Here is a 17094-nt window from a genome sequence, read left to right on the forward strand (position 1 = left end):
GCCGTGGAATAATGCGAATCCCCCGAATGGAGCGTGCGAGTGGATAGCCACCATTTCCTGGAAACGGCGCTGGTTTTCCTGGTGGCCACGGTCATCGCGGTGCCGTTGACCAAGCGCTTCCGGTTGGGCTCCGTGCTCGGCTATCTGCTGGCGGGCATCGTGATCGGTCCGCAAGAGCTGGGGCTGATATCCGATACCTCGGGTGTGGCGACCATCTCTGAGTTCGGCGTCGTGCTGATGCTGTTCGTGATCGGCCTGGAGTTGTCGCCGCAACGCCTGTGGGTCATGCGTCGGCAAGTGTTCGGCACGGGCCTCTTGCAGGTGCTGGCGACCAGCCTGGTTATTGGTGCGGCCGCCTACTACCTGTTCGGCTTCACGGTGAACGCAGCAGCGATCGTCGGCGGTAGCCTGGCGTTGTCATCGACGGCGTTTGGTTTGCAGATCCTCGCCGAGCGCAAAGAGGCTGGCACGGCCTATGGGCGCCAAGCCTTCGCCATCTTGCTGTTTCAGGATCTCGCCGCCATTCCGTTGATCGCCGCGGTGCCCTTGCTGGCGAGTGCATCGAGCAAGCATGGCTTCGATCCGTACGCGGTACTGCGCACCGCCGCGGGCATTGTGGCGGTGATGGTCGGCGGCCGCTATCTGTTGCGCCCGGTGTTCCGTTTCGTGGCCAGGGCGGACAGCGTGGAAGTGTCCACGGCGACCGCACTGCTGGTGGTGATGGGCACGGCGTGGCTGATGGAGCAAGTCGGCGTGTCCGCGACGCTGGGTGCCTTCCTCGCTGGCGTGCTGCTGGCGGACTCGGAGTACCGGCACGAGCTGGAATCGCATCTCGAGCCGTTCAAGGGTCTGCTGCTCGGTCTGTTCTTCATCAGCGTGGGCATGTCGATGGACCTGACCTTGCTGATCGAGCGGCCGGGGCTGATTGCTTTGCTGGTGGTGGGGCTATTGCTGCTCAAGGGCGCCTTGTTGTGGCCATTGGGTCGCATCGTTGGCGGGTTGGGCAATCGCGATGCAATGCGCCTCGCCGTGCTGCTTGCCTGTGGCGGCGAATTCGCGTTCGTCGTTCTCAAGCTTGCGCGTGAGCAGAGCCTCATTACCGACAGGCAGCATGGCCTTCAGGTACTTGCCATCACCTTGTCGATGGCGCTCACGCCGTTGATGGTGGCGGGGCTTGGGCGCGTGCTGAAGAAGTCCGAGACCAAGAAGCAAAAGCGCGAGTTCGACACCATCGTGACCGATTCGCCGCGCGTGATCATCGCCGGCTACGGCCGCATGGGGCAGATCGTGGCGCGCATGCTGCGCGCGCAGGGCATCCCGTTCGTGGCGCTCGATCATTCGGTGGAGCAGATCGATCTGGTGCAGCGCTTCGGCAAGTGGAGCGAGCTTTTTTATGGCGACCCGGCACGTCCGGAACTGCTACGTGCGGCACAGGCGGACAAGGCCGATGTGTTTGTGCTGGCCGTGGATGATCCGGAGGCCAGTCTGCGTACGGCGCGTGTGGTGCGGCGCATGTATCCCGGTCTGAAGATCATTGCCCGCGCACGCAATCGCCAGCACGTGTGGCGTCTGATGGATCTCGGTGTGGAAATGCCGGTGCGCGAGACGCTGTACTCCAGCCTCAAGATGACACGCCAGACGCTGGAAGCGCTGGGCATATCACCGGAAACGGCGGCCGATCAGGTCGAGCGCTTCCGCCGCCAGGACGCCGAACTGCTCAAGCGCCAATACCTGGTTTACGACGACGATGCGCGCATCGTGCAGACCACCCGCGATGCGCTGACCGACCTGGAGCAGTTGTTCCAGGCCGATGCCTCACCCGAGGCCAAGCGCGAGCGTGAAGAGCCCACGGACGCGAAGCCCAACGACGAAGACGTAACGCGCTGAGTTCTTGCGGGTACCCGGTGAGCGCGATTTCCTGCGCCCCGGAACGGCATAGGCGGCGTGGCAACTTACGTTCATCCGCAACTCATTTCGCCGCGAATGAGGAAAGATGGCGCCGCCAGAGGGTCGTGCCGCCGGGGGGGCGGGCCACCTGACGGATCGGGTTTTCCCGACGTCTATTCGACTTTGCATGAGCCAGCGCGCGGTACGCCATCCCGTCGTTATCCGTTTTGGACGATTGGGCGACACCATCTTGTTGCAACCGCTGTTGCACAAGCTCAGGCATCGCTATGGCGGTGCCTGCCGCCTGGTGTCGCTGGGCGACTGTTCGCGCGTGCTGTACGAGGGCAACGAAGACGTTGCCGAAGTGCGCCATTTCGATAGCCAGTACGGCGCCCTGTGGCTCAATCCGCAGCGCCTGCGTACGGCGCTGTCGCTGCGCGAGCTACGTGAGTCGCCGTTCTACATTTGCGAACCTGATGTGCGCACGCGCACCAAGGTGCGCCCCATGCTGGCGCTGGCGGGCATTCCGGCCGAGCACTGCGTGTTTATCGAAGACACGCCGCTGTACGAGGCCGAACACTGGGTGGATTGGTTGATGCGTTTCGCCGACGAAACGCCGCTGGCGTTCCGCGATGCGCTCTGTCCGGACCGCGCATGGCCTTGCGCGCCGCACCTGGAGCCGACCGCTGCGGAGTTGGACGAGGCAGGGCAATGGCTTGCCCATCACGATATGTATGGGCGCCCGCTGGTGCTGCTGCAGCCGTCGAACAAGCGCACCATGCGCTGGAATGGCGTGCGCAAGCGCGAGGACGACGACAAGTCTTGGCCGGTGGAGCGTTGGGCCGCACTTTGCACGGCGATCCTCGACCATATGCCTGAGGCGCGCGTGGTGCTGTGCGGCTCGGCGGCGGAGGCGGCTTATCTCGCCACCATCGGCAAGGCGGCGGGGCACGCCAACGTCATCACGCCGCGCGAGGGCCTGCCCTTGGGCCAGTTGCGTGCGCTGCTGCATATTGCCCACAGCATGGTGTCGGTCGACACGGGGCCTGCGCATTTGGCGGCCGCCGTGGGTTGTCCGTTGGTCGTGCTGTTCGGCAATCGCTGGCCGTCGATGTGGACGCCGCGCAGCGCTACCGGCAGCGCGGTGCATGCCATCGGCGGCCTGCCGGACGTGCCGCGTATCGATCACATCGGGCTGGATGAAGTGGCGCAGGCGTGGCGCCAGTTGCCGCCCCGTCCCGCTCCCATGGCTCGTCGCCCACTGCAGCAAGCGCTGAGGGCTTAGAGCCCGCTCAAATCTCCATTCTTGCCACTCGTCATTCCGGCGCAGGCCGGAATCCAGTGGCCTCGTCGCTCTGCTTTCGCGGAAGAGCTAACTGCGTTGACGCCTGGCGATAGCTGGCTGCTTTCGCTCCTGGATTCCGGCCTGCGCCGGAATGACGGTGAGGAAACCGAGAGCTCACGCGAGATCTTGAATGGACTCTTGCAGCCCGCGGACAACGGCGGGCTGCACTTACGGTGCCCGTTCGCTTCAGTCCGAGGGCTGAGCGGGCTGTCGCAACATCTGCCGTACGCTGGGAATGCTTCCCGTGCTTCGCGCGGCTAGTTCGTGGGCGATGTCGATGTAGCCGATCGCGCGTGCCACATCTGCGGCGGTGCGTCCGAAGGCATCTTCGGCTTGGCGATCCGCGCCGCGTGCCAGCAGCACGCGAGCCGGTGCGAGCAGCGCGTGCATCGCGCACGCATGCAATGCGGTCACGCCGCGCTGGTCGGCGTGTTCGAGCACGGCGCCGGCATCCAGCAGCACCGGCACCAGCGCACCGATGTGGGTGGGATCGCATTCACTGCCGGGGCGCAGGTGCGCACCCAGCAGCAGCAGCAGCGGTGTCTTGCCTTCCTTGTCGGCGAGGCTGACGTTGGCGTCGCGCTTGAGCAGGGCGTCGAACAGGCGTCGTGCACGCAGGCTGTCGTTGTGATCGAAGCCGTACTGCGCGGCGGCATGCAGCGCACCGTGTCCGCGCGCGTCGACCGCATTCACATCGGCACCGCCGTCGAGTAGTTGCTCGGCGATTTCGGGATAACCCATGGCGGCGGCGATCATCAGTGCGGTGGCGTCGCCGGGCAGGCGCTGGTCAATAGCGGCGTTGTTCTGCAGCAACAGGGCGACGAGCGTTTCGCGGCGTGCGCTGACGGCGGCGGCCAGTGGCGTCATGCCATTGGTGGCGGCGAGCGCGGCATCGGCGCCCTTGTCCAGCAACAGCGCAGCGACCTCGCGCTGGCCCGCACCGCAGGCATGCAGCAGTGCGGTGGCGCCCTGGCGATCCTGCGTGTCGACGGCAAAGCCGAGCTCCAACATGCGTTCCACCGCGGCGAGCGCGCCGGTTTTGGCGGCAGACGGCAAGTCTTCGGCGCGCAGCGGACGCGCGGGCCGTGCCCAGTCGCCCCAATTCAGCCAGCGCTCGACGGCTTCATGTTCCAGCGAGAGGCCGAGCGGCGTCTCGCCATTGACGTCAATGGCTTCCGGGTCAGCGCCATGCGCAACCAGTGAACGCACCAACGGCAGTGCGCGTTCGCCATGTTCCAGGGCGGCGAACAACGGCGTGCGGCCGCTGATGTCGCGCGTGTTCGGGTCGCAGCCGCGAGTCAGTAGCGCTTGCAGCAGTGTTGCGTGGCCGTACGTGGCGGCCAGGTGTACCGGGGTGCGCTCGCGTGCATCGGCGCCGAACGGGTCGGCACCGCGATCGAGCATCACCAGCGGCAGCGCTGCACCTTGTGCGCTGTCTTCCAGCTTCAGCAAGGCCTGCGCCAGAAGACCGGTGCCGGCCGGCGTTGCGCCGGCGTGCAGCAGGTCATCGACGGCTTCGGTGGCAGCCGGCAGTAGCTGCAGCAGGGCGTCGAACAGGCGGCGACCCAGCGGCGGCAGGGAAGGCTCCACGCCTTCTACGGTTTCCGCGTCGTCGACCAACTGGGGCTGCAGTCGCGCTTCGGGATCGAGCGCGTGGTCCAGCAGCCAGCGGCGACCGGCACTTTGTCCCGGTCCGGCCAGATCCAGGTATAGCTGGGCCAGATGCGATTGCGGCCAGTCGCGCACACGATGGGTAAAGGTGGACACCACAGCCCAATGGCCGAAGCGCAGCGCATCGAGCAGATGGGCGGGCGTGTCCGCGCCTTCGGGCATGGCATCCATGCTGAGGCTGGCGGGCAGCGGGGTTTCCGGATCGAGCAGGGCGACCAGATCCCAGCGACCAGCGGCGGCAGCGTAGTCGAGCGCGCTGCGGCCATTGCTGCCGGGGGTCTTGGGCTCTGCGCCGAGCGAGAGCAGGGCGCGCACGACTTCCGCATGGGCCTGCGGCGACTGGCAGGCCAGGGTGAGCGCATCGCGGCCATGGCTGTCGCGCGCACGGGCATCCGGTTGTGCTTCGGCCAGCAGCTTTACGATGCCGACGGCACCGGCGCGAGCGGCTTCCATCAGTGCTGTGCTGCCGTGGCGATCGGTGAGATTCACGTCTGCACCGGCCGCACGCAGCGCGCGGGCAATCTGTTCATGGCCTTCGGCCGCGGCGGCCATCAGCGCGCTACGGTGGCGTGCATCCACGGCGTTGATAGCGGCGCGATGCTTGAGCAACAACTTCACGCCTTCCACGTCGTCGTCCGGCACGCCGGCGGCGGCGACCAGGGCGGGTTCGCCATCGGCAGGCGTGGGTTTGGCGCTGCGCTCAAGCAGGAACTTGGCCACCGACCAGTTGGCCGCGCGGCAGGCAACCGCCAATGGGCTCAGGCCGGTCTTGTTGAGCGCGTTGATCGATGCACCTGCATCAAGCAGCATCGCCGCCACGATGGGTTCACCACTGAGCACCGCGCCGTGCAGCGGGGTATTGCCCTCGGCATCGGTGGCGAGGGCGCTGGCGCCGTTAGCCAACAGGGTCATCACCGCTTCGGCGCGGCCGTGCCAGCTGTCGCGGGTGGCGGCGAGTAGCGGCGAGAGACCACCGCTGGCGCGATTCACGTCCGCGCCCTTGGCGATCAGCGCGCGTAGCAGGCGCGTGTCGGGCAGTAGGGCAGCGAGCATCAGCACCGGGCGTTGGTCGCGGTCACCTTGCACAGGCGAGGTGTTCGGATCGGCGCCGGCTTCTACCAGCGCGAGCGCGCGCTCGATGTCGCCATCGCGCGTGGCTGCCAGCAGGGCGTGTGCTTGCTCAGGCGTGCCGGCGGTGCGCTCCTGTTCGCTGAGCTGGGGCGCCGGCTTGGGTGCGGGGGCCGGTGCAGGCGCATCGACCAGACCGCTGGCGGGCTGCCGCAGTGGGCGGCGGCTCTCACACAACAGCGCACGCAGTGTGCGGTTAGCGATGATCAGACAGCCCAGTGGCATCAGCACCACGCCGTAGAGCACCAAGGCCGCCGTGCGCAGTTCGGAAGGCAGCACGCCATAGAGGCCAGTCAGTGCAATGGCGACGAAGGCCAGCACCAGCAGCGACAGCGCGGCGGGCAGAAAGTGAGTGAAGAAGCGCTCTTCGCGCGACAGGTGGCGTCCGAACGCGAGGCTGCGTGCGGTGGCGGTGAAGATCCACGAGCCATCACTCTGCGCCGGATAGGCGTCATCCCACACGTAAACCAGGCCGAAGGCCGGCCATACGCGCCACAACGCGCCCAGCGCGATCACCAGCGCACCAGCCAGCAGCAGCGCCGCGCTTAGGCTGGGCGACTGGTTGAGCTTGAGCATCGGCCACGCCACCAGCAGGAACACCAGCACCACGTAACCGGTGAACATCACCAGATGGGCAGCACCTCGCCGCAGCACGGTGCGGCCAAAACGCGGTTCCGGATCAAAGCCGATCGCATGGCACACCGCCGCCATGGTCAGCGCATTGGCGGCCAGCAGCGGTATCAGCGCGAGCGGATGGGCGCCCAGCGCCGCGATGGCGGTGACGACCAGTCCGGGAATGAACCAGGCAAGGGCTTGTAGAAACGGAGGCGAGCGACGCGTTTTTGAATAGGCCATGGGCGCGGAGTATAGGAATCGTGACAGTGCCAGACGGTAATCCCGTGTTAACGGCGCCAGATGCGATCAACTTCAGTGATCGTGTTCAGTGATCGCGCTGCGGATCGTGCGGCGCACTCTTGTAAGCGAGATGGTTGGCCGTCGCCAGCGTTTCGTTGGGTGGTAGCTGCAGATGCCAGCCCTGCTCCTGGATGTGCTGGAGCACTTCCCTGGCATCCTGCTGGGGCAGCTTGCGCTCGCCGGACAGTTCAACCTCAAGCACAAAGCGCAGATCGCCGAGCATCAGGGACAGCGACTCGGGGATGCATTCGAAGTCGTCGCGGCGACCAAGCCATAAATAGGTATCGGGCTTGCGCTGGCTGGCGTAGACAAAACAGTGCATGGCGGCACCCGTCGGCAATAGATGAAGAGGGGCGCACCCGCAGGCGCGGTCTGTAAGCCTAACAGCCCCGTCTAGCCACGTCCCCTCCTTTCACTGTTACATCCAGTTTCCACCATACGTTTGCGTTTGCGAGACGGGGGATGGCGGCATCTTCGTTAATCGCCCACGAACGGTGGATATGAAGCGCCAATTCGTCGGGAACTTTGCTGCGACCGCACTTGCAAGCCCTGCGATGAGCCGGCAAAGTTCCGGCCAGGGGTCTCAAACGCGCGTATGAAAATCAGGCGACGACGTCAAGCCCCCGCTACTACCCGAAGCCAGATCAACGATAAGCAGGAGCATTGCTGATGCAGATGTCATTCCGTCAACTTTCACGTGCGGGCCGTCCGCTTACGCTCGCTGCGCTGAGCCTGGCGATCCTTGGGTCGCTTGCTGCGCCGCCGCGCGCCCACGCCAGTGCGTTCCAGCTGCACGAAGACAGCGCCGCCGCCATGGGCCGCGCCTACGCCGGTTCCGCTACCGCGGGTGGCGACGCCTCGGTCGTGGCCAACAACCCGGCTGCGATGAGCGACCTGAAGGGCACCTACTTCCAGGCCGACGTTACCGCCATCAACTTTGGCACCTCTTTCAGTGGCACCGCGCACGACGCGCTGGGCCGCCCGATCAACGGCAACGGTGGCGGCGATGCCGGCACCACCATGCCGGTCCCGGCTTTCTTCTTCGCCACCCAGCTTGGCGACAAGTGGCACGTGGGTGCGGCCTTTACGGTGCCGTTCGGCTTCCAGACCGAGTACGACAACAACTGGATCGGCCGCTACAACGCCATCAAGTCGAAGTTCGAATCGCTCGACGGTACCCTGTCGGTGTCCTATGACGTGAGCGACAACTTCGCCATCGGCGTGAGCGGCATCGCGCAGAAGACCTCGGCAGAGCTGACCTCGGCCATCAACTACAACGCCGTTGGCCTGGGCCTGGTGAATCAGGCAGTGCAGGGCGGCGCGATTCCGCCGGCCACCGGTGCTGCGCTTGCTCAGCAGGTCAACACCATCGTGCCGCCGGGTTCGGACGGCATCGCCCGCATCAAGGGTGACGATTGGGCCTACGGCTACCAGATCGGCATGCTGTGGAAGATCACGCCGAACGACAAGTTCGCGCTCGACTACCGCTCCAAGATTTCGCATCGCCTGGAAGGCACCGCCAATTTCACCGTGCCCTCCAACGTGCAGGCACTGCTGAGCAACCCGACCGTGGCAGCTCTGCTGGCCGGTGCGGGCGGCACGCCGTTCACCCACACCGAAGGCACCGCGCCGTTCACCACGCCGGCCGTGGCGACCGCCAGCTATTGGCACCAGGAAGAGAAGTTCGGCCTGGGCGCCGACGTGGCCTGGACCAAGTGGGATTCCTTCAAGGACCTCAACGTGTACTACGCCAACCCGGCGCAGCCCACCACGTCTGAAGCGTTCAACTGGAAGAACAGCTGGTACATCGCGATCGGTGGCGAGTATTACGCCAACGACAAGCTGACCCTGCGCGCCGGCCTCGCCCTCGACACCACGCCGACCCAGACGTCCACCCGCGATCCGCGCGTGCCCGATGGTACCCGTCAGCTGGTGTCCTTCGGCGCTGGCTACAAGATCAACGAGAAGTTCGTGATCAACGCGTCGTATGCGCATATCTTCGTCAACAGCGCGCGCATCAATGCCGCCAGCTCCACCGGCGACGTGATCACCGGCAGCTCGGACGACTACGGCAACCTGCTCAGCCTGTCGGCTCAGTACAAGTTCTAATCGCGGACTCTCGCGAAACGAACCGATACAAAAAAACCTCCCCGCGTGAGCGGGGAGGTTTTTTTATGGGTTAGTTCCGTGGGGCGATGACAGCGCTCTTTGAGAGGGCGAGTCGGGCCGTGCTTAGCCCACGCGCATCAGCAGCTTCAGCATCCGCTTGAACTGCGCACCATACGGTGGATTGAGCATGCCCGTGCCATTGAGCCGCGCCTGCCGGAACACGGGCTTCATGTGCGAGAACGTGCGAAAGCCCGCTTCGCCGTGATAGCCGCCGATACCCGAGGGGCCGACGCCGCCGAAGGGTAGGCCGTGCTGGGCGATGTGATACAGCGTGTCGTTCACGGTGACACCACCGGCGTGCGTGCGGGCAAGCACATGGTCGATGGTCGAGCGGCTTTCCTCGAACAGATACAGCGCAAGCGGTTGCGGATGAGCAGCGATGTAGCTGACCGCATCATCCACTGAGTCGTACGGCATGACCGGCAGCAATGGACCGAAGATCTCGTCCTGCATGACGGCCATGGTGTCGTTCACGTCGGTCAACATGACCGGCGCGAACAGGCGTTTGGCAGAGATGTCGTGGGCATCGCTCATCGGTTCGATGCGCGCGCCGGCCTTGATGGCATCGTCGCGCAACGTGCTGAGTCGCTCGTACTGTCTGTCAGAAACGATCGAGGCGTACTGCTGTTGCAGCCCGAGGTTGGGATAGAGCTTGCCGACCGTTTTACGTACGGCGGCCACGAAATCGCCCATGCGTTCGCGCGGCACCAGCACGTAGTCGGGGGCGATGCAGGTCTGTCCTGCGTTCACCAGCTTGCCGAACACAATGCGTTCCACCGCATGCTCAAAGCGTGCGCCGGGGCCGATGATGGCTGGCGACTTGCCGCCCAATTCGAGCGTCACCGGCGTGAGGTTGCTGGCTGCCGCGCGCATCACGTGATGGCCGACGGCGGTGGAACCGGTGAACAGCAGATGGTCGAACGGAAGTGCGGAGAAGGCCTGGGCGACATCGGCGTCACCCGTGACCACGACCACTTCATCCGCCCCGAAATAGCGAGCAACCTGCTCGGCGAAGAGCGCCGAGAAGCGTGGCGTGTACTCGCTCATCTTCAGCATCACGCGGTTACCCGCGGTGAGTGCGTCGATCAGCGGGCCTACCGCAAGGAAGATCGGGTAGTTCCACGGCACGATGATGCCTACGACACCACGTGGTTGCGGCATCAGCGTGGTGCGCGCAGGCAGGAACACCAGGTTGGCAAGCTTGCCCCGCGCGCGCATCCAGCGACGCCCGTTCTTCAGCGAATGACGGAGATTGGAGAGGCTGGGGTAGAGCTCCAGCAGTTCTGTCTCCTCCTTCGGGCGGTGGCCGAAGTCGTCGTTGATGGCTTGGGCGAACGCATCCCGCTGCTCGTTGAGCATTCGCTCCAGCGTGCGCAGGCGCGTTGCGCGGACGTCCCACGGTGGCATGGGGTCGCGCGCCTGGGCTTCACGCAGGCGCAGGAGGGTCGAGTGCAGCGAGGGTTGGGGCTTTTCCATGGTCAGAACTTCGCGCGTAGTTCCAGGCCCCACATGCGGGGCGGAGTGATGGTGGCGAACGGCGTGCCGAACACCGATGCACTGATGTTGTTCACGCCGGTCACGTAACGCTTGTTGAAGACATTGGTGCCGTACAACGCCACACCCCAGTGGTCACCCGGTGCGTGCCAGTCGATGCGGGCATCCGTGCGCTGTTCGCTGCTGCCGATCTTGAAGTTCGGGCTCACGTTGCACTGGCCCTGAAACTGCGAGTCGGCATTGCAGCGCGTCGCACCACGATAGGCCTGTGACAGGTCGAATTCCAGGTCGCCGTTGGCAATGCCGTGCACAGTGTAGGACAGCGAGAGCGCGCCGGAGAAGTATGGGGCGCCCGTCGGTTGGCCGGTGAGATCCGTGCCATCCGGCGCGACGGCTTTGCGATAGGTGGAGTCGATGTAGGCACCCATGAAATTGGCGCGGAAGCCGTCGATGGGTTGCCACTGCGCTTCAAGCTCCAGGCCCTTCGCCTCTTGGTCGCTGCTGTTCACCACGTAGATCGGCAGGCCGGTAGCGGGGCTGTTCGGGTCCAGCGCCAGCGACTGCATGTTGTTGTAGCGGTAGTAGTACACAGAGGCGTTGAGCAGCAGGTTCTGGTCCGGGAACAGGCTCTTGATGCCGCCCTCGTAGTTGATCACCTTCTCCGGTTGGAACGTCGAGCCCACCTGCACGCTGTTGTAACCGCCGGCCTTGTAGCCCTTGGTGATGGAGAAGTAGCCCATCACGTCCGGCGTGAACTTGTAGCTGGCGACCACGCGTGGGCTCCAGTTGTTCCAGGTATTGCTGGCATAGACAGGCATGCCGACCGCGCTGGTGAAGATCACATTGTTGCTGAAAGCGGCCAACGCAGCCTGCGCTTGCGGCGGGAGCATCTGCACGATGCCCAGCCCTTCCAGGCCGGCGATGGTGGCGTCGAGCTGCGGCGCGCTACGCGGCATGTTGTACCAGCTGAACTCTTTCTCATCGCGCGTGTAGCGCAAGCCGGTGGTGACGTCGAACTTATCGCTGACGTGCCAGATCACGTCGCCGAACGCGGCGTAGGCCTTGAAGTTACCGTCATTGCTGATGGATTCCTTCCACGGATCGCCCAGCAGCGTGAACGGGAGGCCGAACGAGGCCAGCGCGTTGCTGATGTCGGTGAGTGGCGTGCCCACGCCCAGCACGTTCTGCGCGAGTGTGTCGAGGCTGTTGGTGTTGATATCGGTTTCGCTGGTCTGGCGTGCCTGTTCCTGGTAGTAGCTCGCGCCAGCGACCCAGTCCATCAGGTCGTTGTTGCCCGACAGCTTGAACTCCTGATACCAGCTGTTGTTGTGCTCGATGTTGGCGGTGGCGAGATAGGTGACGACATGATTGGTGCCGTCATAGTCACCCTTGTTGTAGGTGTCGAAGCCGCGCCACGCCGTGGTGGAGACGAAATCACCCCAGCTGAAGGAGTGGTCGATCTGCAGTGTCCCGCCGTCGAAACGACGTGACTCGCGCGCGCCGATGGTGTCGTTGTAGAGAGGCGCGTGCAGCGGGTTGAGATAGGTGCTGGGATCGGGCGGGAAGGGTGCGCGCTCGTTGGTGTCGTTGGAAAGCGGAATCAGGCCGATCGCGGGTGCGGGCGGCTGGTCGAGCTTCTCATGGTCCCACGACAGCAGTACGCGCGTGTTGTCGGTGACGTTCCAGCGGAACACTGCGCGCGTGCCCCACTCGTTGTCCTCGCCATAGCGCTTGCCGGTGGCGGCATCCTTGATCCAGCCGTCGCTCTGGTTGTCCAGCACGCTCAGGCGCAGCGCCATGTCCTTGTTGATGGGTATGTTCACCAACGCATCGGCGTACTTGCGGCCGTCGTTGCCGAAGCGTACGCGGGCGCTGCCTTCTAACTTGTCGGTGGGCTCGTTGGTGACGATGGAGATCGCGCCCGCCGCTGCATTGCGGCCGAACAACGTGCCCTGTGGCCCCTTCAATACTTCGATGCGCGCGATGTCGTTGAAGGCGAGCAGCGAGCCACCGGAGCGCGCGGCATATACGCCGTTGATGTAGATGCCGACGGCCGACTCGGTGCCGATACCGAAGTTGCTGGTGGAGATGCCGCGTAGCTCATAAGTGGGCTGCGTCGGCTGGCTGGCGTCGATCACCAAGCCCGGCACGAAGATGTCCATCTTGCTGAGATCCGTCGCCGCCAGCGTGTCGATCTGCTTGGCGGTGACGATCTGCACCGGAATCGGCACCGACTGCACTTCCTGCGTACGGCTCTGCGCAGTCACGGTGACGTTGCCGAGCAGCTTGGCCTTCTCGGGGTCTGCGGCGGTGCTACCGCCCTGCTGCGAACTGCTGGTGCCTTGCTGTGGCGCAGGCGAGGCATCGTCACTGGCCCAGCCGTCGGCGGGCAGTGCACCGAGCACTAGAGTGCTGCCGAGCAGCAGGCGATGCAGGCAGGCGGACAACGGACGCGGACGGGTATTCATCAGCAGTTTCTCCCCTCGAATGAAAAGGCCGCGGCCCGAGGGCCGCGGCGTGCTGCTCCATTAATGAATCGCGACGCAGCCCCCCCGACTGCGCCGCAATCCATGCCTTGATCAGTGCCACGCCTTCGCGGTGCACCGTGCTTCGGCCCAGTTCCGGCATCATCGTGCCCGGGTCGGTCGAGCCCATCCGGAACGGCAGGATGGAATCGTCCGGCAAGCCGGGCACGATATCGAACAAGTGATCGCCCGTACCGCGTCCCGCGGCGACCGGCGGCTTGCAGATGCCGAGATGGCGGTCCTCGAGCACGCTCACGTCCAAGGTCAGGCCAGTGGTGTTAGCTGCGCCCTTGGGGTTGTGGCAGTGCCCGCAGTTGATGTCGAGATAAGCCCGTGCGCGTGCATCGAGCGAGGCGTGTTCGTCCGCCCAGTTCGCATTGCGCGGCGCATCGGCCGGTGCCGGCGCGCCGGTGAGGTAACCCACTTTCATCAGGTGAGCCAGTTCGTTTTCGTCACCCGTCGCGTAGTGATAGTCGCGGTTGAGGTGGCGTGCCTTCGGCCCGATTGGGTGGATCTTGCGCGTGACCCAGTCTTGCGCATGGCAGCTTGAGCACTGGCTTTCGTCGGGCACCACGTAGTTGAAGTCTTCGCGAGCCGCCTTGTCGTCCACCAGGGTCAGTGGAATCACTGCGCCCGTACGTGCAAGCAGTGCGTCGCTCTGGTCGTCCTTCCATACATAGGGAATCGCCGCCCAGCCTGCTTCGCGACGCACCAGGATGCGCGTCTCGATCAAGTGCACATGGGCCAGGTCGAGTCCTTCCCCGGCGAAATCCTTTGACGCGTCATACGTGCGAGCCACATCGCTGAACTTGCCGTCTGCCGTGCGCGGGTAATAGAAGGTCTTGCTGATAACGGTGCCGACGGGGAAATCGAAGGTGTCGGTCGGGTCGTACTTGGCAGAGACACCCGAGGGCATCCAGATCGTGCGCAACTTGTGCGCGTAATCGGTGAACAGCGGCGTGTTGAGGTCGTAGGGCACCACGCCCTGATTGAGCACGAGCTTGCCATCGCGTACTTCCACGACATGCCAGTCGCTGAGCCTCGGCGGGCGACCGTCCGCTTGGAAGGCCACCGGGTCCAGCCCCCGGTGGCAGGCAGCCACGAGCATCAATGCCAGCGCCAGGCCGGCACGCACGAACCACTTCGTCATCGTTGACTACCTCAGGCCTTCGGTTCCGGATCAAGAACGACCGGCGGCAGCTTGGGTAGCGTGCACTGGTAGGGCTTGGTGTCGGTGCTGGGATTCTTGTAGTCGTGCGGGCCGTCGGCGTTGATCACGCCGATGTCACCGTTCTGGATGCAGAAGCGATCCGACGCGGGCGGCATGCCGTCGACGAGGGTCTTCTCGTCCACATAGCCGTCCCAAAGGATGTCGGGGAACTTGCCGTTGATGCCGAACACCGCCGTCTTGAGCGTCTTCAGCTTGAGGCCGTCCGGCGAATCGCCGCCGCCCTTGAAGCGGTTGTCGTAGATGAAGATGCCCTTGGGGTACGGGTTGTAGTCGGCCGCGACACCCTTGGTGTTGTAGTAGTTGGTGGAGAAGTAGCTGGAGATGATGACGTTCGTCGTCTGGTTGTCGGCGATGTCGTTGTCGAAAATCTCCACCTTGTCGTTGGAGTTCACTACGACGCCTGCACCGCGCGGCACGCTGGCCACGGCCGCGCCCTTGGCGGCGAAGTTATCGGTGTTGTTGGCGTACACCTTGTTCTTGAACACGCGCGTGCTGTGGCCCGCCTGCGAGAGGTTGGGCATGTTGAACACCAGGATGCCGCCGGTATTGTTGGTGGCGATGTTGTCGTACACGTCGGCGTTCACCGAGTTCTCGATCTCGATGCCGGCTACGTTGTACTCGGCGCGGTTACGACGCACCACGATGGTGTTGGACTGGCCGACGTAGATACCGGCGTCGGAGGCGCCGATTACGACGGAATCTTCCACCAGCACGTTCTGCGTCTTCACCGGATACAGGCCGTAGGCGCCGTTGGTGGTCTTGGGGCCACCGGTCCACTCCACGCGTACGCCGCGGATGGTGATGTTCTTGCCCTGGTTGATCTTGAGCGCGTCGCCCTTGGTGTCTTCCAGCGCGAGGTTCTCGATGGTGAAGTCGTTCGCGTTCACCAGCAGGCCTTCGGGGCCGACCACCTGACCCTTGAACGACAGCACGGTTTTGTCCATGCCGGCGCCCTTGATGGTGACGCCATCGGTACGCAGGCTCAGGCCGCGCGTGAGGTGATAGTGACCCGCAGGAATATCGATGACGCTGCCAGGCTTGGCGTCCAGCAACTGTTCCTGCAGCTTGGACTCGAACGAGGCGTCGGTGCTGCTCTGTGCCGCCTGTTCTTCGTGATGGCAGGCCGACAGGGCCAACGGCAGGGCGAGAAACAATAGGATCTTGCGCATGGTCGCTTTCCTCCCCAGGAGCGGCTGGCTGCGTGACGTGACACTGTCCCGGAAACTGCAGTGCACAAGGGAGGGCAGAACGGACGGCTAAGGGGGGGTAAAGCGGCCAGTGTGACGATCGTTTAAATAACGTGACAGCTACTGAGTGCACGGAATCGGGGATATATCCGTTGATGGAACAAATCGCGTGTAGTCTGCGAAACCTAGTCGCAAGAAAACCTAAACGTAAAAACCGTGTAATTGCTGCGCATAAGTTTCACGAAAGTGAGTGGCGCAGATACTAAGCCTTGTATCAGGGAAGATTTCAGGTCGGGTGTGTCACCCGGCGTAGCACCGGACGCGTTGACCTCGTTCCATGTTTTTCCATCTTGGTGTTGCGTGAATATATCCAGCGTCAGTGCTGCACAAACGTCCCTGTCGCGCAGGGGTATTTACCGAATCCTGGTGTGTCGGCCGAACCATCGGCTCGGCAACACCATCTTGTTGACGCCGCTCATCCAGGAATTGGAACGGCTGTATGTCGGCGCGGAAATAGACATCCTTTCGGAAGGCGGCCTCGCGGAAGAGGTGTTCTCCACCTTCTTCAGCGTAAAGAACGTCTACTGCTTGCCCAAGCGCGGGTTTAAGCATCCGTTCGCGTTTCTGGCGATGTTGTTCGGCATCCGCAAGACGCAGTACGACCTGATCATCGATCCTTGCCTGGGCTCAGGCTTTAGCCGTGCGATGACACGCTACCTGCGCGGTCGCTACACGCTCGGTTTTAGCGATGACGCGAAGGGTTCGGGCCTGTCGCACCCCGTGCCGACTGCGGTGGCCGGCGACCATATGGCCCAGCGCCCCATCAACCTGCTGCGTTGGGCGCGGGCGCATTACTCGGGCGTGGTGGACGACACCAGTCACTATCCCTCGCTCGATATCCGGCTGACGGACGACGAGCGTGCGCTTGGCCGTTCGGTGGTGAACCAGTTGCTGCACGAAGCGCAGCAGGACGCCTCCCGTCCGGTCATCGGCATCTTCGCCAATGCCACGGGTGCCAAGCGCTACTCCGAATCCTGGTGGGCCGAGTTCATCACGGCGTTCAAGGAGATGAACCCGCAGGCGAACTTGCTCGAGCTGATTCCGATGCATGGGCACTCCATGCTTGGGGAGGCCTGGACGGGTTATTACTCCTCCGACATCCGTCGCATGGGCGCGGTGATGGCCAACATGGACCTGATGATCACGGCGGATTGCGGCGTGATGCACCTGGCCGTGGCGTCCAAGGTGCCTACCGTCGGCATGTTCTGCGTGACCGATGCCTCGGTGTACGCGCCTTACGGCATGGGTAGCTGCCCGTTGCTGACACACGGCATGTCCGCCCGTGAGGCGGCGGTGCAGGTGGTACGTGCTTTTCCGACGCTGCTGAAGGAAGGCGGCGTTTCTGGCGGTGCAACTGCCAGTCTTTCGTTGAATTGGGACGACGTGGGCGGGCATCCAGGTAATCTAGGCCACCTTAGCCTGTCCCATTGATGGGGTTTTACCGTGGATGATGCTGCGCGACGCTCCGGGTCGGTGACCCGG

At 64.1% G+C, this 17094-nt stretch carries 10 protein-coding genes; 4 read left to right on the plus strand and 6 right to left on the minus strand.

Features of this window, described 5'->3' with window-relative positions; genetic code table 11:
• Positions 1 to 39: 39 nt before the first annotated feature.
• Both DYST_RS16740 and DYST_RS16745 read left to right on the plus strand, forming a co-directional pair.
• Positions 40 to 1887, plus strand: a complete 1848-nt coding sequence (locus DYST_RS16740) for a monovalent cation:proton antiporter-2 (CPA2) family protein (protein ID WP_102303045.1) — start codon at positions 40 to 42, stop codon at positions 1885 to 1887.
• 187 nt (positions 1888 to 2074) lie between these two features.
• On the plus strand, positions 2075 to 3172 hold the full coding sequence (locus tag DYST_RS16745; RefSeq protein ID WP_239946788.1) for a glycosyltransferase family 9 protein: 1098 nt from the start codon (positions 2075 to 2077) through the stop codon (positions 3170 to 3172).
• Between the two features lie 246 nt (positions 3173 to 3418).
• Here the strand turns inward: DYST_RS16745 and DYST_RS16750 are convergent, their stop codons facing one another.
• Both DYST_RS16750 and DYST_RS16755 read right to left on the minus strand, forming a co-directional pair.
• Positions 3419 to 5956, minus strand: coding sequence for an ankyrin repeat domain-containing protein (locus tag DYST_RS16750; protein WP_428993992.1), 2538 nt, complete (start codon positions 5954 to 5956; stop codon positions 3419 to 3421).
• Positions 5957 to 6971: 1015 nt separating this feature from the next.
• A complete protein-coding gene (locus tag DYST_RS16755) occupies positions 6972 to 7268 on the minus strand; it encodes a YcgL domain-containing protein (RefSeq protein ID WP_239946791.1) in 297 nt (98 codons plus the stop codon).
• Positions 7269 to 7615: 347 nt separating this feature from the next.
• Here DYST_RS16755 and DYST_RS16760 point away from each other — a divergent pair, with 347 nt between their 5' ends.
• Positions 7616 to 9055: an OmpP1/FadL family transporter gene (locus tag DYST_RS16760; RefSeq protein ID WP_239946792.1), complete on the plus strand. Its 1440-nt coding sequence runs from the start codon at positions 7616 to 7618 to the stop codon at positions 9053 to 9055.
• 123 nt (positions 9056 to 9178) lie between these two features.
• Here DYST_RS16760 and DYST_RS16765 read toward each other — a convergent pair whose 3' ends face one another.
• From DYST_RS16765 to DYST_RS16780, 4 genes are read right to left on the minus strand one after another with little or no spacing between them, the layout of a single operon-like run.
• Positions 9179 to 10591: a coniferyl aldehyde dehydrogenase gene (locus DYST_RS16765; RefSeq protein WP_239946794.1), complete on the minus strand. Its 1413-nt coding sequence runs from the start codon at positions 10589 to 10591 to the stop codon at positions 9179 to 9181.
• A gap of 2 nt (positions 10592 to 10593) precedes the next feature.
• Positions 10594 to 13077, minus strand: a complete 2484-nt coding sequence (locus tag DYST_RS16770) for a TonB-dependent receptor (protein ID WP_239946796.1) — start codon at positions 13075 to 13077, stop codon at positions 10594 to 10596.
• Positions 12977 to 14284, minus strand: coding sequence for an SO2930 family diheme c-type cytochrome (locus DYST_RS16775; RefSeq protein WP_239946798.1), 1308 nt, complete (start codon positions 14282 to 14284; stop codon positions 12977 to 12979). Before DYST_RS16775 ends, DYST_RS16770 begins: the two co-directional genes overlap by 101 nt.
• Positions 14285 to 14295: 11 nt before the next feature.
• The gene (locus tag DYST_RS16780) at positions 14296 to 15534 is read right to left on the minus strand and encodes a parallel beta-helix domain-containing protein (protein WP_102303037.1); all 1239 of its coding nucleotides are present in this window, start codon (positions 15532 to 15534) and stop codon (positions 14296 to 14298) included.
• Between the two features lie 480 nt (positions 15535 to 16014).
• On the opposite strand from DYST_RS16780, the gene DYST_RS16785 reads away from it, so the two are divergent.
• The gene (locus DYST_RS16785; RefSeq protein ID WP_239946800.1) at positions 16015 to 17043 is read left to right on the plus strand and encodes a glycosyltransferase family 9 protein; all 1029 of its coding nucleotides are present in this window, start codon (positions 16015 to 16017) and stop codon (positions 17041 to 17043) included.
• Positions 17044 to 17094 lie beyond the last annotated feature (51 nt).

Origin of the sequence: Dyella terrae, assembly GCF_022394535.1 — a bacterium.
Classification (GTDB): Bacteria; Pseudomonadota; Gammaproteobacteria; order Xanthomonadales; family Rhodanobacteraceae; genus Dyella.

Excerpts from the sequence above, each read along its gene's own strand:
- DYST_RS16780 (WP_102303037.1), bottom strand. The coding sequence starts at position 15,534 with ATGCGCAAGATCCTATTGTTTCTCGCCCTGCCGTTGGCCCTGTCGGCC.
- DYST_RS16745 (WP_239946788.1), top strand. The coding sequence starts at position 2,075 with ATGAGCCAGCGCGCGGTACGCCATCCCGTCGTTATCCGTTTTGGACGA.
- DYST_RS16765 (WP_239946794.1), bottom strand. The coding sequence starts at position 10,591 with ATGGAAAAGCCCCAACCCTCGCTGCACTCGACCCTCCTGCGCCTGCGT.
- DYST_RS16760 (WP_239946792.1), top strand. The coding sequence starts at position 7,616 with ATGCAGATGTCATTCCGTCAACTTTCACGTGCGGGCCGTCCGCTTACG.
- DYST_RS16775 (WP_239946798.1), bottom strand. The coding sequence starts at position 14,284 with ATGACGAAGTGGTTCGTGCGTGCCGGCCTGGCGCTGGCATTGATGCTC.
- DYST_RS16750 (WP_428993992.1), bottom strand. The coding sequence starts at position 5,956 with ATGCTCGCTGCCCTACTGCCCGACACGCGCCTGCTACGCGCGCTGATC.
- DYST_RS16770 (WP_239946796.1), bottom strand. The coding sequence starts at position 13,077 with ATGAATACCCGTCCGCGTCCGTTGTCCGCCTGCCTGCATCGCCTGCTG.
- DYST_RS16755 (WP_239946791.1), bottom strand. The coding sequence starts at position 7,268 with ATGCACTGTTTTGTCTACGCCAGCCAGCGCAAGCCCGATACCTATTTA.